This window comes from Hahella sp. HN01 (genome assembly GCF_018986435.1).
Lineage (GTDB): Bacteria > Pseudomonadota > Gammaproteobacteria > Pseudomonadales > Oleiphilaceae > Hahella.
Window position 1 is genome coordinate 10,677 of record NZ_JAHMIN010000003.1, and the last position, 21,439, is coordinate 32,115.

At 53.9% G+C, this 21,439-nt stretch carries 18 protein-coding genes and 1 other RNA gene; 15 read left to right on the forward strand and 4 right to left on the reverse strand.

Annotated elements, in window-relative coordinates; genetic code table 11:
• The first annotated feature begins 312 nt into the window (after positions 1-312).
• From KP814_RS03860 to KP814_RS03910, 11 genes are read left to right on the forward strand one after another with little or no spacing between them, the layout of a single operon-like run.
• The gene (locus KP814_RS03860) at positions 313-3,024 is read left to right on the forward strand and encodes a hypothetical protein (protein WP_216735518.1); all 2,712 of its coding nucleotides are present in this window, start codon (positions 313-315) and stop codon (positions 3,022-3,024) included.
• A 6-nt stretch (positions 3,025-3,030) separates the two neighbouring features.
• On the forward strand, positions 3,031-3,777 hold the full coding sequence (locus KP814_RS03865) for an SH3 domain-containing protein (protein ID WP_216735519.1): 747 nt from the start codon (positions 3,031-3,033) through the stop codon (positions 3,775-3,777).
• Positions 3,747-4,442 (forward strand): outer membrane beta-barrel domain-containing protein, encoded by a 696-nt coding sequence (locus tag KP814_RS03870; protein ID WP_216735520.1) that lies wholly within the window; start codon positions 3,747-3,749, stop codon positions 4,440-4,442. The genes KP814_RS03865 and KP814_RS03870 overlap by 31 nt, the downstream gene beginning before the upstream one ends.
• Before the next feature lie 53 nt (positions 4,443-4,495).
• Entirely contained in the window at positions 4,496-5,005 is a 510-nt protein-coding gene (locus KP814_RS03875) for a TlpA disulfide reductase family protein (protein ID WP_216735521.1), read from the forward strand.
• Positions 5,006-5,012: 7 nt separating this feature from the next.
• A complete protein-coding gene (locus KP814_RS03880; RefSeq protein ID WP_216735522.1) occupies positions 5,013-5,234 on the forward strand; it encodes a DUF4266 domain-containing protein in 222 nt (73 codons plus the stop codon).
• 1 nt (position 5,235) lies between these two features.
• On the forward strand, positions 5,236-6,372 hold the full coding sequence (locus tag KP814_RS03885; protein WP_216735523.1) for a DUF3570 domain-containing protein: 1,137 nt from the start codon (positions 5,236-5,238) through the stop codon (positions 6,370-6,372).
• A 54-nt stretch (positions 6,373-6,426) separates the two neighbouring features.
• Complete coding sequence (locus KP814_RS03890; protein WP_216735524.1) at positions 6,427-7,023, forward strand: AraC family transcriptional regulator; 597 nt, start codon at positions 6,427-6,429, stop codon at positions 7,021-7,023.
• A gap of 37 nt (positions 7,024-7,060) precedes the next feature.
• Complete coding sequence (locus tag KP814_RS03895) at positions 7,061-8,983, forward strand: lipopolysaccharide assembly protein LapB (protein WP_216735525.1); 1,923 nt, start codon at positions 7,061-7,063, stop codon at positions 8,981-8,983.
• The gene (locus tag KP814_RS03900; RefSeq protein ID WP_216735526.1) at positions 8,980-11,871 is read left to right on the forward strand and encodes a tetratricopeptide repeat protein; all 2,892 of its coding nucleotides are present in this window, start codon (positions 8,980-8,982) and stop codon (positions 11,869-11,871) included. The genes KP814_RS03895 and KP814_RS03900 overlap by 4 nt, the downstream gene beginning before the upstream one ends.
• On the forward strand, positions 11,855-12,463 hold the full coding sequence (locus KP814_RS33320) for a tetratricopeptide repeat protein (RefSeq protein WP_216735527.1): 609 nt from the start codon (positions 11,855-11,857) through the stop codon (positions 12,461-12,463). Before KP814_RS03900 ends, KP814_RS33320 begins: the two co-directional genes overlap by 17 nt.
• Before the next feature lie 11 nt (positions 12,464-12,474).
• A complete protein-coding gene (locus KP814_RS03910) occupies positions 12,475-12,801 on the forward strand; it encodes a hypothetical protein (RefSeq protein WP_216735528.1) in 327 nt (108 codons plus the stop codon).
• A gap of 93 nt (positions 12,802-12,894) precedes the next feature.
• Here the strand turns inward: KP814_RS03910 and KP814_RS03915 are convergent, their stop codons facing one another.
• Both KP814_RS03915 and KP814_RS03920 read right to left on the reverse strand, forming a co-directional pair.
• Positions 12,895-14,109 carry a lytic murein transglycosylase gene (locus KP814_RS03915; RefSeq protein ID WP_216735529.1) on the reverse strand — a complete coding sequence of 405 codons (1,215 nt, stop codon included), beginning with the start codon at positions 14,107-14,109 and terminating at the stop codon, positions 12,895-12,897.
• Between the two features lie 146 nt (positions 14,110-14,255).
• Positions 14,256-14,435, reverse strand: coding sequence for a hypothetical protein (locus KP814_RS03920; RefSeq protein ID WP_011396467.1), 180 nt, complete (start codon positions 14,433-14,435; stop codon positions 14,256-14,258).
• 225 nt (positions 14,436-14,660) lie between these two features.
• Here KP814_RS03920 and KP814_RS03925 point away from each other — a divergent pair, with 225 nt between their 5' ends.
• A complete protein-coding gene (locus KP814_RS03925) occupies positions 14,661-15,134 on the forward strand; it encodes a YbjN domain-containing protein (protein ID WP_216735530.1) in 474 nt (157 codons plus the stop codon).
• Positions 15,135-15,194: 60 nt separating this feature from the next.
• On the opposite strand, the gene KP814_RS03930 is transcribed toward KP814_RS03925, so the two are convergent.
• Together KP814_RS03930 and KP814_RS03935 are read right to left on the reverse strand one after the other, a co-directional pair.
• Positions 15,195-16,004 carry a TlyA family RNA methyltransferase gene (locus tag KP814_RS03930; RefSeq protein WP_216735531.1) on the reverse strand — a complete coding sequence of 270 codons (810 nt, stop codon included), beginning with the start codon at positions 16,002-16,004 and terminating at the stop codon, positions 15,195-15,197.
• On the reverse strand, positions 15,997-17,100 hold the full coding sequence (locus tag KP814_RS03935) for a peptidase C39 family protein (RefSeq protein WP_253938151.1): 1,104 nt from the start codon (positions 17,098-17,100) through the stop codon (positions 15,997-15,999). Before KP814_RS03935 ends, KP814_RS03930 begins: the two co-directional genes overlap by 8 nt.
• A gap of 220 nt (positions 17,101-17,320) precedes the next feature.
• Between KP814_RS03935 and KP814_RS03940 the strand changes: the two genes are divergently transcribed.
• From KP814_RS03940 to dnaX, 3 genes are all read left to right on the forward strand, one after another.
• On the forward strand, positions 17,321-18,793 hold the full coding sequence (locus KP814_RS03940) for a RimK family protein (RefSeq protein WP_127971652.1): 1,473 nt from the start codon (positions 17,321-17,323) through the stop codon (positions 18,791-18,793).
• A 104-nt stretch (positions 18,794-18,897) separates the two neighbouring features.
• Positions 18,898-18,994, forward strand: an RNA gene (gene ffs / locus KP814_RS03945) — signal recognition particle sRNA small type.
• Positions 18,995-19,221: 227 nt separating this feature from the next.
• Positions 19,222-21,435, forward strand: coding sequence for a DNA polymerase III subunit gamma/tau (gene dnaX, locus KP814_RS03950; RefSeq protein ID WP_216735533.1), 2,214 nt, complete (start codon positions 19,222-19,224; stop codon positions 21,433-21,435).
• Positions 21,436-21,439: the final 4 nt, after the last annotated feature.

A 21,439-nucleotide genomic window follows, 5' to 3' on the forward strand; every position in this document is an offset into this window, starting at 1 on the left:
CTGGTCATAATTCTTTATAAAATAGTGTAGTAGAAGAGGCTAACGGAGTTTTGTGCTGGCCCGCACGGTATTACACTAACTTACAAATCCCTCCTGGCTTCTATAAATGTCCGAGACATAATTCAGGAGGGAGGGATATTAAGTATTTTCCACTTAGTATTTACTCAAGGTTTTATAACTAAACAAGCGTTTGAATGGAATTCGCCGAAAGTATTGGCGCCGGGCAGGGGATAAATTAAGCTCACCGGCTTGTAACATTAATTTAAAATAATTGGTCTGATGGCCATTTGGCATTACTGACTGTGAATGCTTATGAAAAAGATAAAAACGCCGCCCAATAATACCCTTACGCCCGGAGGTCACCTGTTACTCCGAGCATTCTCGCTATCTATATTATCCGCTGCGCTTGCGGCCTGCGGCGGCGGCATAGGCGGGGCTAATCAAGGCCCTGACCCCGTAGTTCAAGATATTCCCATCGCTTACGTAAAACGTCCCCTTGTTCGTAATGACGACGGCGCTCTGGTGAGTCAGGACGCCCGCACTCCAATTGAGTTTCGTCCAGGAGCTGTCCTGTACATCCGAAGCCAGGCGTCCCCCAGTGCGACGGCGAGAGATATCAGTTCTCAGGCGTTTCAAGGGCCGGAGTTCCTCAATGATGAAGGCCAACTTCTTTACGATGTGAAGGATGTTGATGTGGCCTCTGACGGCTCCAAAATTATATTCGCCATGCGGGCGCCGGAAATTGAAGATGCGGATGAAGATGAGCAGCCTACCTGGAATATCTGGGAATATGACGTCGCTGCAGGGACGCTGGAGAGGGTTATCGCATCCGACAATGTCGCGGAAGCGGGAGATGACATGGCCCCCCATTATTTGCCGGACGGCCGCATTGTGTTTACCTCAACGCGTCAACGACAGTCGCAAGCGATTTTATTGGACGAAGGTAAACCCCAGTTTGAAGCATTGAATGAAGATCGTGGCAATCCAGCAATGGTTTTACATGTCATTGATCCGGATACTGATGGAATCAAACAGATCACATTTAACCAGAGCAGTGATCTGGACCCAATAGTGACCCAGGACGGCAAAATAGTATTTACCCGCTGGGACAACATGGGCGGCAATAATTCCATGAATCTCTATCGGGTTAATCCTGATGGGACGGGATTTGAATATTTATACGGTCGCCACAGCCACGACACAGGCTCCAGCACTGAGGCGGTGCAGTTTCTTAAGCCTGTTGAGCTGGAGGATGGGCGCATCATGGTGAGTTTGCGTCCCTATGTGAGCAGTCGGTATGGCGGGGCGCTGGTCGCCATTGATGCGGCGAACTTTACCGAGCACGACCAGCCTACATACGAAAATCGCGATGTGTTGACCAACGGTCAGACGGCTTTGACGCCTAGTGACGTTTCCACTGACGATGAAGTGCAAACGCTGGCTGGAACCTTTAATTCAGCATATCCCATGTGGGATGGCACTGGGCGCCTGTTAGTGAGCTGGAGCCAGTGCCGCTTGCTGGATGCGGATAATGATATTGTTCCCTGCACCAATGATCGTCTGGAGAGCACGGACTACCAGCCTGCGCCTCCTCTATATGGTCTGTGGATCTACAATGCGGTGGATGGCACTCAGCTGCCCGTTATCATCCCCACCGAGGATACTTATTACACTGATGCTGTCGTGCTGCAGAGTCGTACCAGAGCGGACTTTATCCCTGATGGCGACGGACCTGAATCCGATCTGGGCAAAGCGGGATATGGCGTTGTACATATTCGCAGCGTTTATGACATTGACGGAACAGACACGACGCCCGCCGGCATTGGCGCCATGGCCGACCCGGTGCAGACGTCAGCGGATAATCGACCGGCCCGTTTCCTGAGAGTGGTCAAAGCGGTTTCTATGCCCGACAGTGATATCGCCGATGTTCCCGGGACCGCGTTCGGCGCCAGTGCAGGGCAATTAATGCGCGAGATACTGGGATATGTCCCCATCGAGCCGGATGGGTCGGTTAAGTTCGCCGTGCCCGCCAATGTGGCGTTTGCGGTGAGTATTGTTGACAAGGCCGGAAAACGCACCAGTCCGCGCCATCAGAACTGGTTGCAAGTGAGGCCGGGGGAGACGTTGGAGTGCTTAGGTTGTCACACCGCCAACAGCGAAGCGCCTCATGGTCGTCCGGGAGCGCAGGCGCCGTCCGTAAATGTGGGCGCCCCTACGGATGGACCGCCATTTTTGAACACTGATCCTGCGTTATTCGCCAATATGGGTGAATCCATGGCGGAAACCTTCGCCCGAATCAACGGTTTGCGTTACTTGAATCCAGACATTGTATTTGACGATGAGTGGACCGACGCTAATATTACTGCAAAAGCGGAGAGTTTCAGTTACGCCTATGCCGACTTGGCGACGACTGCGCCAGTATCGGCTGCTTGCGCGACGCCAAAGGACGCCAAGTGCCGCGTCGTTATCAATTATGCGACTCATATTCATCCTTTGTGGGGGAAAGTGCGTCAAGTATTGGATGATGATGGGACGACTGTATTGGCTGATCATACTTGTAATAGTTGTCATCAAGATGTTGACCCTATGGATGTTAAATTGCAGCAAGTTCCTGCGGCGCAGCTTGATTTAAGCGACGGGACGTCCACTGACGAGGCTGACCATCTGAAGTCATATCGCGAGTTATTGTTTAACGACTCCGAGCAGGAAATTGTTGGAGGATCGCTTGTGGATCGCCAAATTCCGGTTTTGGATGACCAGGGTAACCCAGTATTTCAGACTAATGCTGATGGCAGCCTGAAACTTGACACTGACGGCAATCCGATACCTGTGACGACTACGGTCGCCGTCAATCGCTCAATGACGCCGCAGGGAGCTGTGGCCAGCACTCGCTTTTTCGCGCCTTTCCAGACAGGGGGAAGCCATGAAGGATGGCTTGACCCGGTCGAGTTGAAGTTGATATCCGAGTGGCTGGATATTGGAGCGCAGTACTACAACAACCCATTTGACGTTCCACAGGATTAAAGACACTTGTTAGCGGTAAGAATATTCCCGGTTTTGTTGGTTATCCTTTGTTGCTTTTCACTGAAAAGTTTTGCTGAAGACGAATATCAGACTGTAAAAGTCGCCGAGCCCTATCTCGAGTTCCGTACGGGACCGGGCCGGGGCTACCCGGTGTTTTTCGTCGTTGAGCAGGACGAGCAGATTGAAATTCTCAAACGGAAAACCGAGTGGTTCAAAGTGCGCAACGCCAAGGGACAGGAAGGCTGGGCCAGCCGTGCGCAAATGGAAATGACTCTGGATGGAAGCGGCGAGCAGGTTGCTTTCAAAGAGCCCCGCTTTGACGACTTTTCCTCTCGTAGCTGGGAAGGCGGGGTCGCTACCGGCGATTTTGGCGGCGCAGCGGTGAACTCCATGTATGTGGGTTATCTGTTCACTCCCAATTTATCGACGGAGCTCTGGGCCTCTCAAGTCCTGGGGGATTTTTCCCAGATCATGATCGCGGACCTGAATATCGTGCACCAGCCTTTTCCCCATTGGCGGATTTCTCCTTTCTTTACGCTGGGAACCGGCGCCGCATTTATTAAGCCGAAGGCAACGCTGGTGAATGAAGACAACAGGGTTGAGGAAGCCGTACATTACGGGCTTGGGGTCAGATGGTACATGACCAATCGTTATTTTATCCGTATGGAATACAAAGACTACGTGGTCTTCACTGACCGCGACGAAAACGAAGAAGCAGAAGAATGGAAAATTGGATTAAGCGTATTTTTCTAAACGACGGGCGTCGTCCTGTCGCCAGTGCGGTATTGGCGTGTGCGATGGCTTCTGTCGGAGCGGGGCAGGCAATGGCTGAGGAGGTGGACGCTGAGTCTGAAACCGCCGTTAAGCCGCTGATCGAGCCGGAGGTGACGCCGCGTCGCGTGCAGGAAGATCTGATCGACACCGAAGACTTTGAAGTCGGCGTATTTACCGGATTGATGAGTGTAGAGGACTTTGGCGTTAACTTCGTGATTGGCGCCCGCCTGGCCTACCATATCAATGAAGATCTGTTCGTTGAGGCTAACTATGGCGTCACTGACACCAGCGAGACCAGCTATGAAAAGCTGAGCGGCTCCGCCAAGTTGCTGAAAGACGACGAGCGCGACCTGACCTATTACAACCTTTCTCTCGGGTATAACATTTTTCCGGGGGAAATATTCCTTGGCAGCAAGTACGCCTTCAATACTAATTTTTATGTCGTGGGCGGATTGGGCAGCACCCAGTTCGCCGGCGATGATCGTCTGACGGCCAATTTCGGCTGGGGATTCCAGATGCTGGGCACTGATTGGCTGTCCCTGCATCTGGGCATGAGAGACCACATTTTCGATACCGATATCCTGGGCGAGGATAAGAAAACCCATAACCTGGAAATGACGACGGGTCTGTCCGTTTTCTTTTAATGACGGTCGCTGAAATCGGCGTCGAAGAAAGAGTAGTTTGAGGAGTCTGAGCTATGAAAAACAAATTCTTTAAAAGTGTGGCGGCGTTTTGTCTGATGATTTCCGCCAGCACTCTTACCGTCAGCGCGAACGCTGCGGAGATCAAGGGCGCGGCGGGTGACTTTACCCTGAAAAGCTCTCTCGGCAAGAACCTGCGCCTGCAGGAGTATCGCGGCCAAGTGGTGCTCATCAACTTCTGGGCTTCCTGGTGCGGTCCCTGTCGTCAGGAAATGCCGATACTGGAAGACATTTACAAAAAGTACGAAAAATTCGGTTTCACGATTTTTGCGGTGAATGTGGATGAGGATTCATCTCTGGCTAATGAGTTCCTGAAAGACACCAAAGTCTCTTTCCCGATTCTTTACGATAACCAGAACAAGGTCAGCCGCATGTACGACGTGAAGGCGATGCCGACGACGGTCATTGTGGATAGAAACGGCAACATGCGTTACCTGCACAAAGGCTACCAGCCAGGTACTGAAGATCATTACGTTAAAGAAGTTAAAGCGCTGATTCGCGAGTAAAATAACAATGAAAAAGTGGATATTCCTGTTGCTGGCTCCCATGCTGTTGGGAGGCTGCAGCAGTCTCGAACCCTGGGTTATGCCTTATGAGCGTAATAACCTCGCTGACCCGATCATGAGCTTTGGCCGCATCGGTATCGCCGGTTCTTACATGCATCACGTTTATCAGGCCCGGGAAGGCGCGCGCGGCGCTGAAGGCGGCTCCGGCGGAGGCTGCGGCTGTAACTGATATGAAAAACTTTCACCGCATTGCAGCGATATTCAGTTTGTTGGCGACGGCGTTATCCGCCAGCGCCGCCGTGTTGCCGGAAGAGAAAGCGGAGGCCATGTACCACCGCTACGAAGGCGGGGGCATGGAAATTGACGGCCCCTCCGTTCTGGTCAGAAAGAACTTCGACGCCAGTGTCTCGTTGAGCGCGAACTATTATGTCGACTCGGTCAGCTCCGCTTCCGTTGACGTATTGGCGCGAGCGACGCCCTATGAGGAGGAGCGGACAGAAGCTGGTCTCGGCGTGGACTATCTGTACAACAAGTCCATCATGAGCTTCGCCTATACCAACAGCCAGGAAAATGACTTTGACGCCGAGTCGATCCACTTCAATATCAGTCAGGATTTTTTCGGCGACCTGACCACCCTGACCATGGGTTACTCAAAAGGCTGGGATAATGTGCGCAGCAAGCTGGACCCATCCCTTGATGAGGAAGTGGACCGGCAGCATTATCGTCTTGGGGTCAGTCAGGTGTTAACCAAGAACGCCTTGCTTAACCTGGATATCGAAACGATCACGGATGAGGGTTACCTGAATAACCCATACCGGGTTTACCGTTTCCTGGACACCACCAGCCCCAAAGGCTACGAGTACAGAATAGAAAAGTATCCCCAAACGCGCACCAGTAACGCCGTGGCGCTGCGGGGCATGTATTACCTGCCATATCGAGCGGCCGTCAAAGGCGAGGTTCGGTATTTTTCCGACTCATGGAACATCAAGGGCTATAACTACGAGTTGGCCTATGTGCACCCGTTTGGCGATCAATTCATTACCGAGTTCAAGTTTCGTCACTACGAACAAACTAAAGCAGAGTTTTATGACGACCTGTTTGAAGGCGAGGATGTTCGTACTTTTATGGGGCGCGACAAAGAGTTGAGCACCTATAGCGGCGACAGCGTTGGCGTGGGTCTGACCTATGAGTTCAATAAAGGCTTTTCGTTTATTGAAAAAGGCAGCATCAACCTGTTTGTCGACTACATGAAATTCGCGTACGAGGATTTCCGCGACGTGACGCGGACCGGTTTTGCGCCGGGAGAGGAACCTTTGTACGAATTTGACGCCACCGTCATTCGCTTCTTCGTCACCGCGTCTTACTGATAGCGGTGAGGTTATCCATTACGGGATGCGATCAATTTAATTGGGATTGAAAGTATGAATTACAAAAACAGCCTGGCCCATGCATTGTTCCTGATTTTGCTGCTGTTGTCGGCCATGGTGCGGGCGGAGGAGGGCGCAGAAGACGCCGCTTCCGCTGATGTGATGCAGATGGCGGACGACACAGACATGGCTGCCGTGGACCCCGATACGCCTATCGTGGATCAGGTGCAGTCACTGAAACAGAAAGCCATTGAACTGAATCGCGACCTGTTCATTCTGGAGGAAGACCTGCTGTTTCCCGCCAGCACGCAGTTTGTGGTGTTTCTTTCCGTCGACGTTGGCGAGTTTTTCCAGCTGGATGCAGTGGAAGTCAAAATCGATGGCGAAACAGTGGCCAGCCACCTGTATACGCAGCGCCAGGCCAAGGCCCTGTATAAGGGCGGCATGCAGCGCCTGCATATTGGCAACCTTAAGACCGGCGAACATGAAATCACCGCATTTTTCACTGGAGTAGGGCCCGATAACCGCGATTATAAGCGCGGCGCTACGCAAAAATTTGAGAAGGGCTCGGACATCAAAACGCTGGAGTTGCGCATTACCGACTCGACTAAGAAGTACCAACCTGAATTCACCGTTGTCGAATGGGAATAACTTTAACTGTGTCTGGTAGCCGGTAGTCACTGAGGCAATGAAAAGAATACTTAGAAAAACAATACCGTCTCTTCTCGTCCTGGCGAGCCTGGGGCAAAGCGTCTTCGCTGCGGATGAGAAAAAGCCTGAGCGGGCGCTGGATTTGCAGTACGGTAAAGTGCTGTTCGAGTTCTATCAGCAGCGTTATTACGGCGCGCTCACGGATATATCGATCGGTGAGCTGCGTAACAATATCACCCATCATGGCGACCATCCTCAGGTGCTGAAAGGAGGCATGCTGCTTTCTTACGGCATGGTGGATGAAGCCAAGCGTATTTTTGAAAACCTGCTGGAAGGCAAGGTGACCCCGGAAGTCCGTAACCAGGCCTGGTTTTATCTTGGTAAAGTGTATTACCAGATGCGGAAATGGGAGAACGCCAAGTCTTCGTTCCAGCGGGTGGATCGTGAACTGTTGGAGGATTCCGATTCGGAGCTGCTGGAAGAGTATTTTTACCTCCAGGGACAAACGGCACTGGGGCTGGAGGATCTGAACGCAGCGGAGGAATTTTTACAGCCGTTGCCGAAAGACTCCTACTGGCGCGCCTATCTGGAGTACAACCTGGCTCTGAATCAACGCAAGGCTGGCGATCTGGATGCGGCGCTGCGCCGATTGGCGAGCGTTAGCGCGCCGACGCCGCAGGACGAGGACGACCCAAATGAATTTTACGCGTTGAGCGACAGAATCAGTCTCACTACCGGCGTCCTCAGAATGGAGCAAAACGATTACGCCGGCGCCATGACGGAGTTTCGCAAGGTGCGCATTAGTGGTCCCTGGTCGGATCAGGCGCTGTTCGGATACGCCCTGGCGGCTTCCAACTCAGGCGAGTTCGGTCTGGCGATCCAGTCACTACAGACCCTGAGCAGCAAGCAGGCCGCCAATCCCATCATTCAGGAATCTCACTTCGCCATCGGCTATGTCTATGAGCAGCTTGGGCAGAAAGTGAAGGCGCTCAATGCATACGCCAATGCCGTCACCCAATATCAGGAAAGCCTGCGTCTGCTGGAAACCAATATTGCTGAGCTGGACGAAGATCGTCTGTTCGACAGTCTCGAATTTGGCGGCGATCCAGAGCTGCATATTACCCGCCTGGACGATGACAACATTCGCGTAGATGAATACGGACGTCTGGATGTGCGTCCGGCTACTTACAGTTTGGCTCATCTGGTCGCCCAGGAAGAATTCCAGCGCGTGCTCAAAGAGCTGCGTGAGCTGACCATACTGCAAAACACTTTGAACGAATGGTTGCGCAAAGTGGACAGCTTTGACGTGATGATTGACACCCGAAAGATTGCGCGGGAAGAGCGTATTCGGGAAACCCGTGAAAAAATGACCTCTCTGGACGCTGACCGCATTCGCGCCCAACGCGACGCGTTGGCGCAGGTCATCGCAGAGGGCGAGGCGTCTGGCGATGGTCCCTATTTCCTTACAGAAGATCAGCTGGGTTATAGAGCCATTATCGAACGCTCCAGACGCACAATCGAACTGATGCGCCAAGATCCCGACTGGGCTGAAGATGTACCCGAATATGAAGAGAAATTGCGTCGTATGGAAGGTTTCCTGAACTGGACCGTCAGCGAAGAGTTTCCCCAGCGGCTTTGGGAAGCCAAGCAGGAACTGGCGGCGCTGGATACGGCGCTGAAAGAATATTCTCTGCGCAGTGTGAGAATTAACAACCTCATCGCCAAGTCAGAACAGTTGGAAACGCTTGAGCAAAGAGTGGATAGCGCCAAACCCCGCTTGCTGGAATTGAACGATCAGGTGCGCCGCGCGCTTACCCGGGCGAAAACCACTGTCAGCGACATGGCGAGAGATGAATTGTTGCGGCAGAGAGATCAGGTCAACTATTACATGACGTCCGCCAAACTGGCGCGTACTCGTTTGTCCGATGAACTTCTCGACGGCGAAGGGGGCGGCTTATGAGGGCGTTGACGTTAACCGCCATCGCGGTTGTGGTGAGCGGCTGCTCGTTGTTTTCCGGTTCCGAGGAAAGTCGCCGCGCTGCGGATCAGCCGACGATCGCCGATTTGAAGCCCGCCATTATTGAGGATCAGGGCGAAGAAACGGTGAACATCAATATTGATGAGGTCATCGCCAACTACACGGATTTATTGACCGTTGTCGAAGACCCTGAAACCCGCACCAAGATTCTATATCGACTGGCGGATTTGCAAATGATCCGCAACGAAGAGTCTTCCGTGACTCAGGAAGTGGTGGACTACTCGGAAGGCTCCGCGGCGTATTTCGCGGTTGCCATCTCCGCTTACGAAGGGCTGTTGAAGAAATACCCTAATCGGGCGGAAAACGACCAAGTGCTCTATCAGTTGGCGAAAGCCTATGATCTGGAAGGGCGTCGCGATGATTCCTTCAAAGCGCTGAACCGCTTGGTGAAAGAGTACCCGCGCTCATCTTACTTTCATGAAGCGCAATTCCGGCGCGGCGAGATACTGTTCACCAATGGCGACTATGACGCCTCTCAGCGGGCTTTTGAGTCGGTCATTCGCGGCGGCGCTAAAACCGGCTTTGAGCAACAGGCGCTCTATATGCATGGCTGGAGCCTGTTCAAGCAAGGAGAATACGAAACCTCTCTGGACAGCTTTGTCAAAGTACTGGATCTGGTGATGCCGGAGTCTGACGACCTGGACGCCTTGTCCAAAGAGTCTCGTACTCTGGTGGAGGACCAACTGCGGGTAATGGGCTTCGCCTTCAATTATCTGGATGGGGTGGATACGGTTACGAGCCTGTTTGCAAGAGTCGGCGCGCGTAGTTATGAACACCTGATTTATCAGCAATACGGCGAGCTGCTGGTCAAAGAGGAGCGTTATACGGATGCGGTTTCCGTCTATCGCCGCTTTATCGAACTGCATCCACTCAGCAAATGGTCGCCTTATTACCAGGAGCGCGTCATTCAAACGCTCATCGTCGCGGGCTTCGGCAGCTCTGTGTTGCCGGAAAAGGCGGCGTTCGTGAAGAACTACGGCGTCACCAGCGACTTCTATTGGCGGCAGCAGGATGAGAAGGTGAAAACCTTCACGGCGGAAAAACTGCGCGTGTATATCGACGAGTTGGCTACACACCATCATGCCGCGGCGCAAACGCTGGATCGAAATGTCGCTGCGGCCCGTAATGGCCGTGCGAAAGGGTTGGATGGCAAGGAAATAAGCGCACAGCAGGCGCGCTCCGCCTTGCGCGATGAGTACGCCAGTGCGGCCGCCTACTATCAGGAGTTTGTGGATACCTTCCCACAAGATCCGAAAGCGCCTCAAATGGTGTTCCTGCGCGGCGAAACCTTATTCGCCGTGCAGCGATACGAAGAGGCGATCGTCGCCTACGAAAAGGCGGCGTATGAATATAAGGGCTTCGCCAAAGGCGCGGAAGCGGGCTATGCGGCGATCACTGCTTTTGATGAATTGGCGTCAGGCTCCGCTGAAGCTGAGCGCGAGCAGATTGAGCTGCGCAAAATTGAAAGCCAGATTCGTTTCGCCCAATCCTATGCGTCTGACCCCAGGGCGGGCGCTGTAATGGCTTCGGCGGCGGAAAAGCTGTTCGCCATGAAGGATTACCCGCGTGCGATCGATGTGGCGCAACGGCTGACGCAACGCACGCCGCCGCCGGACAATGCATCCTTGTTAGGCGCCTGGTTGATCATCAGTCACAGCCAGTTTGAGCTCAAGCAGTATGCGGAAGCGGAAAAATCCTATTCCCGCGTGCTGGCGCTTATGCCGGCGAGCGATAAGCGTCGCGGCGAGATCGTCGAACTGCTCGCCGCCAGTATTTATAAACAGGGCGAGCTGATGTTGGCGGCCAATGACGTCAATGGCGCTATTGATCAATTTTTACGTGTTGGACAGGCGGCGCCTACCGCGTCGGTGCGCGCGAATGCGGATTATGACGCCGCTACTTATATGCTGCAGCAGGGACAATGGGATCGGGCGATTTCTGTTCTGAACAGCTTCCGTCAGCGTTATCCGAAACATGAACTGGCGAAGGACGTGCCCGCCAAACTGGCGATGGCTTATCGCAATACGGAGCAATGGGACGCTGCAGCCGGGGAGTTGGCGATGATATCGCAGAGCCATCCTGACGGCGAAACCCGACGCGAGTCGCTGCTGTTGTCAGCGGAGCTATACGAGAAGAGTGGGCAAACCCAGAAAGCCATCGACACCTACCGGGATTACGCCAACAGCTATCCTGAACCGGCGGATATGGCGGCGGAAGCAGGTTATACGCTGAGCGAGTTGTACGCTAAGGCGAATGATCCGATCAAGCAGCGTTTCTGGTTGCAGAAGGTGGTGCAAGGCTATGACGCCGCCGGGTCGAAAGGCTCTGACCGTATGCGCTATCTCGCGGCGAAATCCTCCAGCGTGCTGGCGGATGACGCTTTCATTCAGTTCAAGAGCATCAAGCTGACCGCGCCGTTGCAAAACTCTTTGCGCTCCAAGCAGGAGGCGATGAAGCGGGCGATGGCCGCTTACAAGAAAACAGCAAACTATCGCATAGCGGAATTTACCACGCGCTCGTCTTATCGCATGGGGGAGATCTACTCTCAACTCAGCCGCGACCTGCTGGACTCTGAGCGTCCTCGCAATCTCAATGAACTGGAATTGGAGCAATACCAGTTGTTGCTGGAGGAGCAGGCGTATCCCTTCGAGGAAAACGCGATTGAACTGCATGAGGCGAACGCACAACGGAGTTGGAGCGGAACCTACGATGAGTGGGTGAAAAACAGCTTTGAGGCGCTGAAAAAGCTATTCCCTGCGCGCTATAAAAAATCAGAAGAGATTCCAGAGTTCAGTGAAAACATTCTTTAGTCGTAAAAGCAGTATTCGCCTTGGTGGTCTGGCATTAACTCTGTTGCTGGCGGCGTGCTCCGGCTCGCCCCAGAAACCGTCTGGCGGTGGGGTGACAGGCGGCGCTGACGCTTCCCAGGTTCCTGAGGGTGCGCGTAGTCAGTACGTAGCCGCGTTGCGTGAGCAAAAAGCCCGTAACTTCGGCTCCGCGCTGAAAAAATTTCAGGCGGTGAGTGAAGATTATCCCCAGCTGTCCGGCCCATACATCAATATGGGCATCATTTATATGAATACAGATGCGCCTGACCAGGCGCAGGCGATGTTCGAGAAGGCGGTCAGCGTCAACGGATTGAATCCCGAGGGATACTCTCTGTTGGGATATCTGGCCCGTCGCCAGGGTAAGTTCGCAGAGGCGGAAGAGTACTACCGTAAGGCGATCGCCGTTGACGGCTCCTATGCGCCCGCCCGACTAAATCTCGGGATTACCTATGATTTATACATGGGTAAATTGCAGGAAGCGTTGGAGCAATATCAGATTTATCAGAGCCTGCAGGCGCAGCCCGACGATGAAGTTAATCGTTGGATTGTGGATCTGCAGAGCCGTTTACAGTAGGAGGGCGGGGTATGAGCCGTCAATCCCGGCCGAAGAACTTTATTATCAGTCTGTCTCTTATCTCAGCGGCTTGGGTTGTCAGCCCGTTAGCGCGGGCGGAGACCGAAGTCATTACCGTAGATGGCGCCACATTGCGTGGAAATCAGGAGCAGCCTCAGGTGCTTTATATTGTGCCTTGGAGGAAGCCTCGTAAGCTCGCCGGTTTGGGCGACTCCGCCGCATCATTGATCAATGATGAAGTATTGAAGCCGATTGACCGCGAAGAATTTGTGCGGCAGGTGGATTACTACGAAATGTTCAGAGAAGAAGCCGCTGCGCAGCCTGAAACGTCCAAGTAAGTTGGCGTTTTGTGGGAAGCTGACCCCGCCTCATTTCCAAATCGCCGCGTCAGCGGATAAGCGCCCGCCCATGATTGCTGGGCGGGCGTTCGCTCAGGATTCCGACTGAAGTTTGATATCCAGCGCCTGCAGGACCTCCGGGTTGGGGTAGCCATCGGCGATCATGCCCTGCTTTTCCTGAAACGCGCGAATAGCATCCCGGGTGGCCGGTCCCATAATGCCGTCAGGTTTGCCCGCGTCGAAGCCTTTATCGGTGAGCTTCTGTTGCAAGTCGGCGACGGCGGTCAAAGGCAGGCGCGGCAGATCAGGCGGTGTTTGCCGCAAACGTCCTGCGCCGGCTATACGGTCGGCCAAGTGGCCCACTGCAATGGCGTAGGATTCAGAGCGGTTCCAGCGCATGATGACTTTGAAGTTATCGTAAACCAGAAACTTGGGGCCAAGATGCCCGGCGGGAATAAGCAGCGACGCTTGCAGGTCCAGATCTGGCATTTTGCGCCCGTCTGCATCCAGGACGCCTAACTTGCCCCATTCTGACAGAGTTTTGCTGCGCTTCAGCCCTGCTTCGCCATAGGCGAATTTTTCCGGCAGCTTGACCTCGCGACCCCATTTAAAGCCGTTCTGCCATCCCAGTCCATTCAGGAATAAGCCAGCGGATGTAGCGGCGTCAGGCAGGCTGCCCCACAAGTCGCGCTTGCCGTCGCCGTCTTTGTCGGTTGCGTACTGGAGATAAACGGAAGGCATGAACTGAAAGTTGCCCATGGCGCCGGCCCAGGAGCCAAGCATTTTGTCCACGGTCACATCGCCTTTCTCGATGATTTTCAGCGCAGCTATTAACTCGCTGGTGAAATAGCCGCTGCGGCGTGGGTCGCAGGCGAGGGTGGCGAGGGAGTCCATAATGGGCATCTTGCCAGTGTAGCCGCCATAGTTGGTTTCCAATCCCCAGAATGCGACCAGATATTGAGCGGGAACGCCCGTCTCTTTGGCTATCTGATCAAGCAGGGGGCGATGTTTGGCCAGCATTTCACGGCCTTTGTTCACCCGCTCATCCGTAACGCGGCGATTAAGGTAATTAGTGAACGTATCTATGAACTCAGGTTGCTTGCTGTCCAGTTCCATGACGCGTTCACTGAGCTTGACCTGGCCCAAAGCCTCGTTGACGACCTTCTCGGAAATCCCTTCCTGTTTCGCTTTTTCCTGCAGCCCCGCCACGCATTCTGCGAAGTCGGCGTGGGCGGTGAATGGCAGGGAAAGACCAAGAGTTATTAGTAATAGACGGGATTGTTTGCAGAACCGGGTTACTGCAGGCATAGAGCATCCTTCATCGGGAACTGGGGAAAGCAAAACTTTCGCAAGAGGCGCAGGGGGAGTCAATAGCTGCGGCCCGGAGCGACGTGCGCCGGGCCGTTAAATATTGTTTAGAAAGGAATAAGGACGATGTAGATGCGATCAGTTGATTAGCGTTTACCGCACTCACGGGTGACGAAGTTGACTTGCAGCGCGTCGGTCGCGCTCATACCCCATTGTCCGGTCAGGTCCCGTGGATCAACATCTTTGACTGCTTTACGGCTGTAGTTGGATTCAGTTTCTTCAGCGGGTTTGGCGCTGAGTTTTTGCAGCATTTTGATAAGTTTCATGGTTTGATCCCCCGAATCACTGTCTTTAATGCAGTTGTATCAATGAAAGCGACGCGTGGCGCCAAACCCCGTCAATGAAAATGCTCGCTGATTAACCGGGTTCCGTTGTCGTCATTCGGCGGCCGGGGGCCGATATAGGCTGTTAAGGTCTACTCATATAGGGATGGTTACTTTATAATCCGCGGCTTTGAAGGCCACCACGTTAAGCGTAAGAGTAGTGTTTACATGCCCCATATTCAGTTTATTAATAGTGATAGCCTGCTTAAATGGCTAAAAGACCTGGAAGTTGATCACTACCTTTGCGGGCAGTGCCAGGGTGTGCACATCGCCGACCTGCAAAGTCAGGAAGGGGTGTTGGAAAGTCGGGTGTTTCTGGAGCAGGAATGTTTGATTTTTACTACCGAAGTGGAGTTGCGAGCGTCCGCTTTGTTGAATCTGGTTGCTGAATTACCGCGTTTGAATGGCGCATACGCCAATATCAAGACGTTCGCCGACCTGGCGGATGATGGCGCACCTCGCGTGATTATGTGCGATACCCTGTGGGTATCCGCTGGCGTCACCAAAGAGCAGTTGGGAGTATTTTTAAGAAACGCCCTGGAAGCCAAGCAGGATATTCTGCGTGAAATTCTCGATTGTGGCTTTGTCGCCACGGCGGACGCTGGCGCGCCCCCTGCGCCGATGGAGCGCGCTCTGCATTGATCCTTTCTCCGCGCAGTCCCGGCATGGTCGGGTGCAGGCGCGCGGTTGCATTGTCTCTCGTCAGGAATTCGCCGCTTTGCGGGCGAAGACGAAGAACTCCCGATTACCGTCTCCCCCTGTGATGGAGCTAGGAAAGTAATCCATCACTCTGAGTCTTGCGTCCGCGCAAGCCATTTTGATCTTCTCTTCCACTTCAGTATAAAGACTTGCGTCTTTCACGATGCCGCCTTTACCCAAGCCGGTCGGGCCGACTTCAAACTGGGGCTTCACCAGGCTGATCAACGAGCCGCCATCGACGAGTAGGGCGGCGACGGATTTCAGCACCAGCGTTTGTGAAATGAAACTCAGGTCCATGACCGCAAAGTCATAGCCTGCTTTATTACTCGTCAATTCAAGCAGGGAGAGGGGAATATCTTTAGCGTTGATCCCTTCAAATACCCGGACCTGAGGATGGTCTCGCAAAGACTGCGTCAACTGTCCGTGACCCACTTCCACGCCGACCACCAAGGCGGCCCCTTGCTTGAGTGAGCAATCCGTAAATCCGCCGGTGGACTGGCCCACGTCCAGCACCGTTTTGTCCTGAAAATCCGCGCCCACCTGCGTAATAGCGCCGGCCAGTTTGAGGCCGCCACGGGAAACGTATTCCTGCAGCTCGTTATCGAGAACCTTTATTCTGGCGTCGCTAAGCACCGTCTGGCTGGGTTTGGACACCGCCTCCCAGCCAGCGCCGACTTGCAGCATGATTTTGCCAAGACTGATCAGCTCCCTGGCCTGATTGCGCGAGCGGCAATAGCCCTGATCCACCAGTAGTTTGTCAATTCGGCTCGCTTGCGCGCGGGAAGTGGAGAAGCGTTCGGAAATATCAGGCATTTTTTCGTCTTGTGCGTTTGGGGCGTTGCGAAATAATTACGCCCGTACGCAGACGGTTTTGTCCAAACTGGGACATGCGATCGAACTGGGCGCGGGCGATGGGAATATATTGGTTGTCGATGGCGAGCCGGTGCGACTCTTCATCCACATCCGGGTCGTGAATATATACGAAATCCGAGTCGACGGCGCTGATCATCACCCAGTGCGGCGCTTTTTTCTGGTCGAAGTGATAGGTGCTGATCAACACCAAAGCCAGTTTGCCTTGTTTGATTTCCTGCTCCAGAATTTCCTGGGTCAGCACGGTGTTATGAATGACCACATCGGTTTCTTCAAGCTGGTGCATGAAATCTTTATGCACCAGTTTTAATACCTCTTTTTTCTCGGTGCGTCTGACGCCTTCGAGAAACAACGGCCCCTCGTAGTTGACGTAAATTTCCGCTTTGAAGCCTCGTTTGTTGGCCGCCAGCGCAAGTCCGTGAGGGCCGCATCCGCCGTGTCCGGAGGTCATGAATATAGTGGTGGCTTCACGCCAGATCTGTATCTCTTCCCAGTTGCGGGGAATGTATTCGGTATTCAGGGTCGCCATGGCCATCATCAGCGAAGCGGGGCCGCAGGTGAAATCCGTGCTCTGGCTGTAATAGGGAATCTGCAGCGTTTGATTAAGCGGAGCAAAACGGATGATCTGCTTCTGGAAACGATAGGCGTCCCGATGATCTTCGTAATAATCGTGATAAACCCCAAACTGACGATAGCCCAGCTTTCTATATAGGCCGATCGCTTCCTGGTTGTCCGTACGTACTTCCAGGCGCATAAATATGCAGCGGCGTGAGATCGCCGACTGCTCAGCCATATCCATCAACGCCCGCGCAACGCCTTTGCCGCGCGACTCAGGTACGATGGCGATAGAGTAGAGGCGGGCGAGACTGGTGCCGCGATGGAATAACGTAATCGCATAGCCGCACAGCTTCTCCTCCATTTCGCAAAGCACTACCGAGGCGGACTCGGATTTGATCATATGGCGAAAGCTTCTGCGGCTGAGCCGGTCCGTGGTAAAGCATGATTTTTCAAGCTCCACCAGCTCATCGAGATCTTCCATGTGGGCTTCCCGATAGTGGGGCGCCAAAGAGCGTATTACAGTTTGTGGCTGGTTTTTATTCATGCTTTTGAAATAGTTGGGGGTAAGGTCAAATATGTAGTGGACAGGCTAATTAAGTTAAGCAAGACTTAGCAAAGATGCGCAAGTCTAAAATGAACGTTCGTCATTTAATAGCGCTATAACTCCCTATCCCCAAGCTCCCGGAGGAACCCCAAGCCGTATGTCTCGTCTTTACATAGTCGTTGAGTCTTTAAAGGATTGGACCCCCTATTATCCAAGTGAAGACGTAATATCATTTGAAGACTACCTGGCTCTACCCATTAACAAAAATGATCGCGTCAGACTGATCAACCTTTGCCGCAGCTACAAGTATCTCAGCAAAGGCTATTATTGCTCATTGCTCGCTGAAGCGCGTGGGCACCACGTCATTCCTTCCGTGCGTACGTTGAACGAGATTGAAAAGCGCTCCCTGTATTCGCTGATTCTTGATCTGGATGACGACACCGCGTTGTCGGCGCTGAAGAAGCTGGCTAACAAGCCGGATCAGGAACTGACCTTCCGCTGCTTCTTCGGTAAAACCAGTGACCCGGATCTGGAGCCGTTGGGCGCTCTGGTGTTCGAGAAGCTGCCTTGCCCGGTGGTGGAAGTGGAAATCGAACAGAAAGGCGGCTGGAAATTGTCCGCTATGCGTCCGGTAAGCCCGAAAGGCTTCGACGATCAGGAGCAGACGCTGTTCGCCAACTCACTGGATGCCTTCAGCCGTAAGGTGTGGCGCAAGCCGAAGGAACGCAAAAAATATCGCTATGACATGGCGGTATTGGTCAATCCCAAAGAGGAAATGCCGCCCAGCGACAAAGCCGCCCTGAAGAAGTTGGCCAAAGTAGGCAAACAGCTTGGCGTGGCGGTGGACCTGATTGAACCCAAGGATTATCAGCGCATTCCTGAATACGATATGTTGTTCATTCGCGAAACGACTGCGATTGATCATCACACTTTCAAATTCTCCAAAAAGGCGGAAGCGGAAGGCTTGATCGTGATGGATGACTCCACTTCCATCATGCGTTGCACCAACAAAGTCTATCTGGCGGATTTGCTGCGGGCTAATCGAGTGCCGACGCCCAAGACGTTGATCGTCAGCAAGGGCGACAAGCAACAATTGTTGGCGGCGGCGCAGGAACTGGGTCTGCCTATGGTGCTGAAGATTCCGGATGGTTCGTTTTCCCGTGGCGTTGTGAAAGTGGAGTCGCCGGAAGAGTTGGAGCAAAAAGCACAGACGCTGTTCAAGCAATCCGCATTGTTGCTGGCGCAAGAGTTCATGTACACGGATTACGACTGGCGTATCGGGGTGCTGAACGGCAAGCCGTTCTACGCATGTAAGTACTTCATGGCTCGTAACCACTGGCAGATCTACAAGCACGGTGAAGGTTCGACAGCCGCCGGCGCCTGGGCGACATTGCCGACGTATGAAGTGCCCAAAGTGGTGTTGAATGCCGCGGTAAAAGCCGCTGGGCTGATTGGCGACGGTTTGTATGGCGTGGACGTAAAGCAGAAGGGAAATCGCGCGGCGGTGATTGAAGTCAACGATAACCCGAGCATCGAGTCTGGCGTCGAGGATAAATATCTGGGGGATGAGTTGTACCGTATTATCCTCGAAGAGTTCATTCGTCGAGCAGAAAAGAAACACAACTCCTAAGCGACGGAATTTCTGTCATTTTCGTGCTTGAGCCCGCCATCTGACTTTGTTATGATGCGCGCCACTTGTGAAGAACAGCTGTTCTTGACTTGCTATGGTGGCTCTGCCGGTCCCCTCGCAACAAGAAACCGTGAACCTGGTCAGGCCCGGAAGGGAGCAGCCACAGCGGTGGATATGTGTGCCGGGGTGTGGCTGGTAGGGCTACCTCCAACTCCTCCCTCCCATATCTAATTTTCCTGTTAATTTCACGTTTCCTGTAACGGTCTTCCTGCGTCTGCGCAATGTCGTTTCGGTGACAGAAAACCCCTTGCGTGCTAATGTATGCGTTTGAATTTTAGTTCTTCCAAAGAGAGCGCCGTACAGGCTATGGCGGGCCGGGTGAGCAAGTTGAAGCAATATCGTAATCCCTATGAATCGATAGGAGTGGCATGGCATATCAGGTTCTAGCCAGAAAATGGCGTCCCGGCAATTTCGCGGAAATGGCGGGGCAGGAGCATGTACTCAAAGCGCTGACCAACGCCCTGAATCAGGACCGTCTGCACCACGCGTATCTATTTACCGGCACTCGCGGTGTGGGTAAAACCACGGTGGCGAGAATCTTCGCCAAATGCCTCAATTGCGAACAAGGCGTCAGCGCCATCCCTTGCGGAGAGTGTGGCGTATGCCGTGAAATCGCCGAAGGCAGATTCGTCGACCTTATCGAGATCGACGCGGCCTCGCGCACCAAGGTCGAGGACATGCGCGAGCTGCTCGACAATGTGCAGTACGCGCCCACCCGCAGCCGTTATAAAATCTATCTCATTGACGAAGTGCACATGCTCTCCAACTCCAGTTTCAACGCACTGTTGAAGACCCTGGAAGAGCCGCCGCCTCACGTTAAATTTTTGCTGGCCACCACAGACCCGCAGAAACTGCCGGTCACGATTCTGTCGCGCTGTTTGCAGTTCAACCTCAAGAATCTGTCGCCACAACGTATTGTCAGCCACTTGACCCATGTGTTGCAGGCGGAGAATGTGCCTGCGGAAGAAGCGGCCTTGTGGGAGCTGGCGCGCGCTGCGGAAGGCAGCATGCGCGACGCTATGAGTCTTACTGACCAGGCCATCGCTTTTGGCGATGGCAAGCTGGCGGCGAAAGACGTCATTGAAATGCTGGGGACCATTGAGAAGCATGTGGTTATTGACCTGCTGCGGACAATCGCTGCTCAGGATTGTGCTGCGATGCTGGCGCAAGTCAATCATATGGCCCAGTTCGCGCCGGATTACGCTTATGTGTTGCAGGCGTTGGCGGAACTGCTGCATCGCGTGGCGGTGGAGCAAGCTGTGCCTGGCGGCGTCGATAACAGTTTTGGCGATCAACAACAGGTCGCTGAGCTGGCGCAAACGCTGACGGCGGAAGACACTCAACTTTACTATCAGATTGCATTGATGGGGCGCAAAGATCTGGCCTTGGCGCCCGACCCGCGTACCGGGTTTGAGATGGCCTTGTTGCGAATGATCGCCTTCCGTCCCAACATCAAATCAGCCAGGCAGATTCAAGCGCCGTCCACGGCTTCGGCGACAGCCTCGGCTGAAGACGATAAGGAAAGCGCTCAACCCGGGCCACCCCAGACTGAGGCGGCGGCAGCGCCGCAACCAGCCGTAGAAGCTGCGCCAGAGCCGGAGAAAGTCGTTGTGGCCCCACAACCGGAGCCGGAGCTGCAACAGCAGGCCCCAGAAGCGCCCGCTGAGCCATCGCCACAAGAGCCAGCCCGACAGGGGAGCCCTCAACAAGAGTCGCAGCAGCCGAAACCGGAACCACATAATCAGGTGGATGCGCCAGTCATTGATGATTCGCCTGTAACGCCTGTGGAACGGTCAACCTCCAGGCATTCTGAAGCGGAGCCGCCGCCAGTTGACGATTACGACGCCTACTTTGCCGATGATCCGGGGCCTTCTGATGCGGATTACGGTTTTTCCGGTTATCCGGAGGACTCTGGTTATGACAATGCGGGAAATCATGGTGCGCCAGCGACGCCCCCTCAGCCCCATGGCGAGCGTCCTCAGGCGACTGCGCCAACCCAGACGCAGCAGAAACAACAGGCAAGGGAGGCAGTAGCTCCGCACCCAAAGCCAGTAACTGAATCTGGCCCGGGTCCGCAGGCAAGTCCCGGGGTCGCTGAGTCAATCAATTCAGCCCCTCCTGTTGTGGTCCCGGCCAGCGTCAAGAAACCTCCAGCGGGTCCTTTGACGCCGCCATTGGAGGGCGAGCCGACCATGCAGGGAATGGTGTGGAAGGATGCCGTCAGACGCCTCGCCATTAGCGGGATGACCGCTACCCTGGCGCAACGTTGCGCACTGGAAGCGGTGACGCCGGGCCTGGTCATATTCACGATTGATCGCGAACATCTCGACTTTTTCAATGAGGCGCAACGTGAGCGCTTGCGCGTGGCGGTGTCGGAATTCCTGGGCGAAGCGGTTAAAATCGAAGTTTCAGCCGGCGAATCGAAATGGTTGACGCCGCTGCAGTATGCGGAGCGACGCAGGGCTGAGTTGCAACAGCAGGCGGAGACGGCCATTCGCAGTGATCCCAATATTCAGATGATGGCGGGACGCTTCGGCGCCGCGGTCATCGAAAACAGTATTGAGCCTATTTTTCAGGAGTAGACAT

Excerpts from the sequence above, each read along its gene's own strand:
- KP814_RS03910 (WP_216735528.1), top strand. The coding sequence starts at position 12,475 with ATGAGCCGTCAATCCCGGCCGAAGAACTTTATTATCAGTCTGTCTCTT.
- KP814_RS03930 (WP_216735531.1), bottom strand. The coding sequence starts at position 16,004 with ATGCCTGATATTTCCGAACGCTTCTCCACTTCCCGCGCGCAAGCGAGC.
- KP814_RS03900 (WP_216735526.1), top strand. The coding sequence starts at position 8,980 with ATGAGGGCGTTGACGTTAACCGCCATCGCGGTTGTGGTGAGCGGCTGC.
- KP814_RS03885 (WP_216735523.1), top strand. The coding sequence starts at position 5,236 with ATGAAAAACTTTCACCGCATTGCAGCGATATTCAGTTTGTTGGCGACG.
- dnaX (WP_216735533.1), top strand. The coding sequence starts at position 19,222 with ATGGCATATCAGGTTCTAGCCAGAAAATGGCGTCCCGGCAATTTCGCG.
- KP814_RS03895 (WP_216735525.1), top strand. The coding sequence starts at position 7,061 with ATGAAAAGAATACTTAGAAAAACAATACCGTCTCTTCTCGTCCTGGCG.
- KP814_RS03935 (WP_253938151.1), bottom strand. The coding sequence starts at position 17,100 with ATGGAAGATCTCGATGAGCTGGTGGAGCTTGAAAAATCATGCTTTACC.
- KP814_RS03925 (WP_216735530.1), top strand. The coding sequence starts at position 14,661 with ATGCCCCATATTCAGTTTATTAATAGTGATAGCCTGCTTAAATGGCTA.
- KP814_RS03860 (WP_216735518.1), top strand. The coding sequence starts at position 313 with ATGAAAAAGATAAAAACGCCGCCCAATAATACCCTTACGCCCGGAGGT.
- KP814_RS03920 (WP_011396467.1), bottom strand. The coding sequence starts at position 14,435 with ATGAAACTTATCAAAATGCTGCAAAAACTCAGCGCCAAACCCGCTGAA.
- KP814_RS03915 (WP_216735529.1), bottom strand. The coding sequence starts at position 14,109 with ATGCCTGCAGTAACCCGGTTCTGCAAACAATCCCGTCTATTACTAATA.
- KP814_RS03940 (WP_127971652.1), top strand. The coding sequence starts at position 17,321 with ATGTCTCGTCTTTACATAGTCGTTGAGTCTTTAAAGGATTGGACCCCC.
- KP814_RS03890 (WP_216735524.1), top strand. The coding sequence starts at position 6,427 with ATGAATTACAAAAACAGCCTGGCCCATGCATTGTTCCTGATTTTGCTG.
- KP814_RS03870 (WP_216735520.1), top strand. The coding sequence starts at position 3,747 with ATGGAAAATTGGATTAAGCGTATTTTTCTAAACGACGGGCGTCGTCCT.
- KP814_RS03875 (WP_216735521.1), top strand. The coding sequence starts at position 4,496 with ATGAAAAACAAATTCTTTAAAAGTGTGGCGGCGTTTTGTCTGATGATT.
- KP814_RS03880 (WP_216735522.1), top strand. The coding sequence starts at position 5,013 with ATGAAAAAGTGGATATTCCTGTTGCTGGCTCCCATGCTGTTGGGAGGC.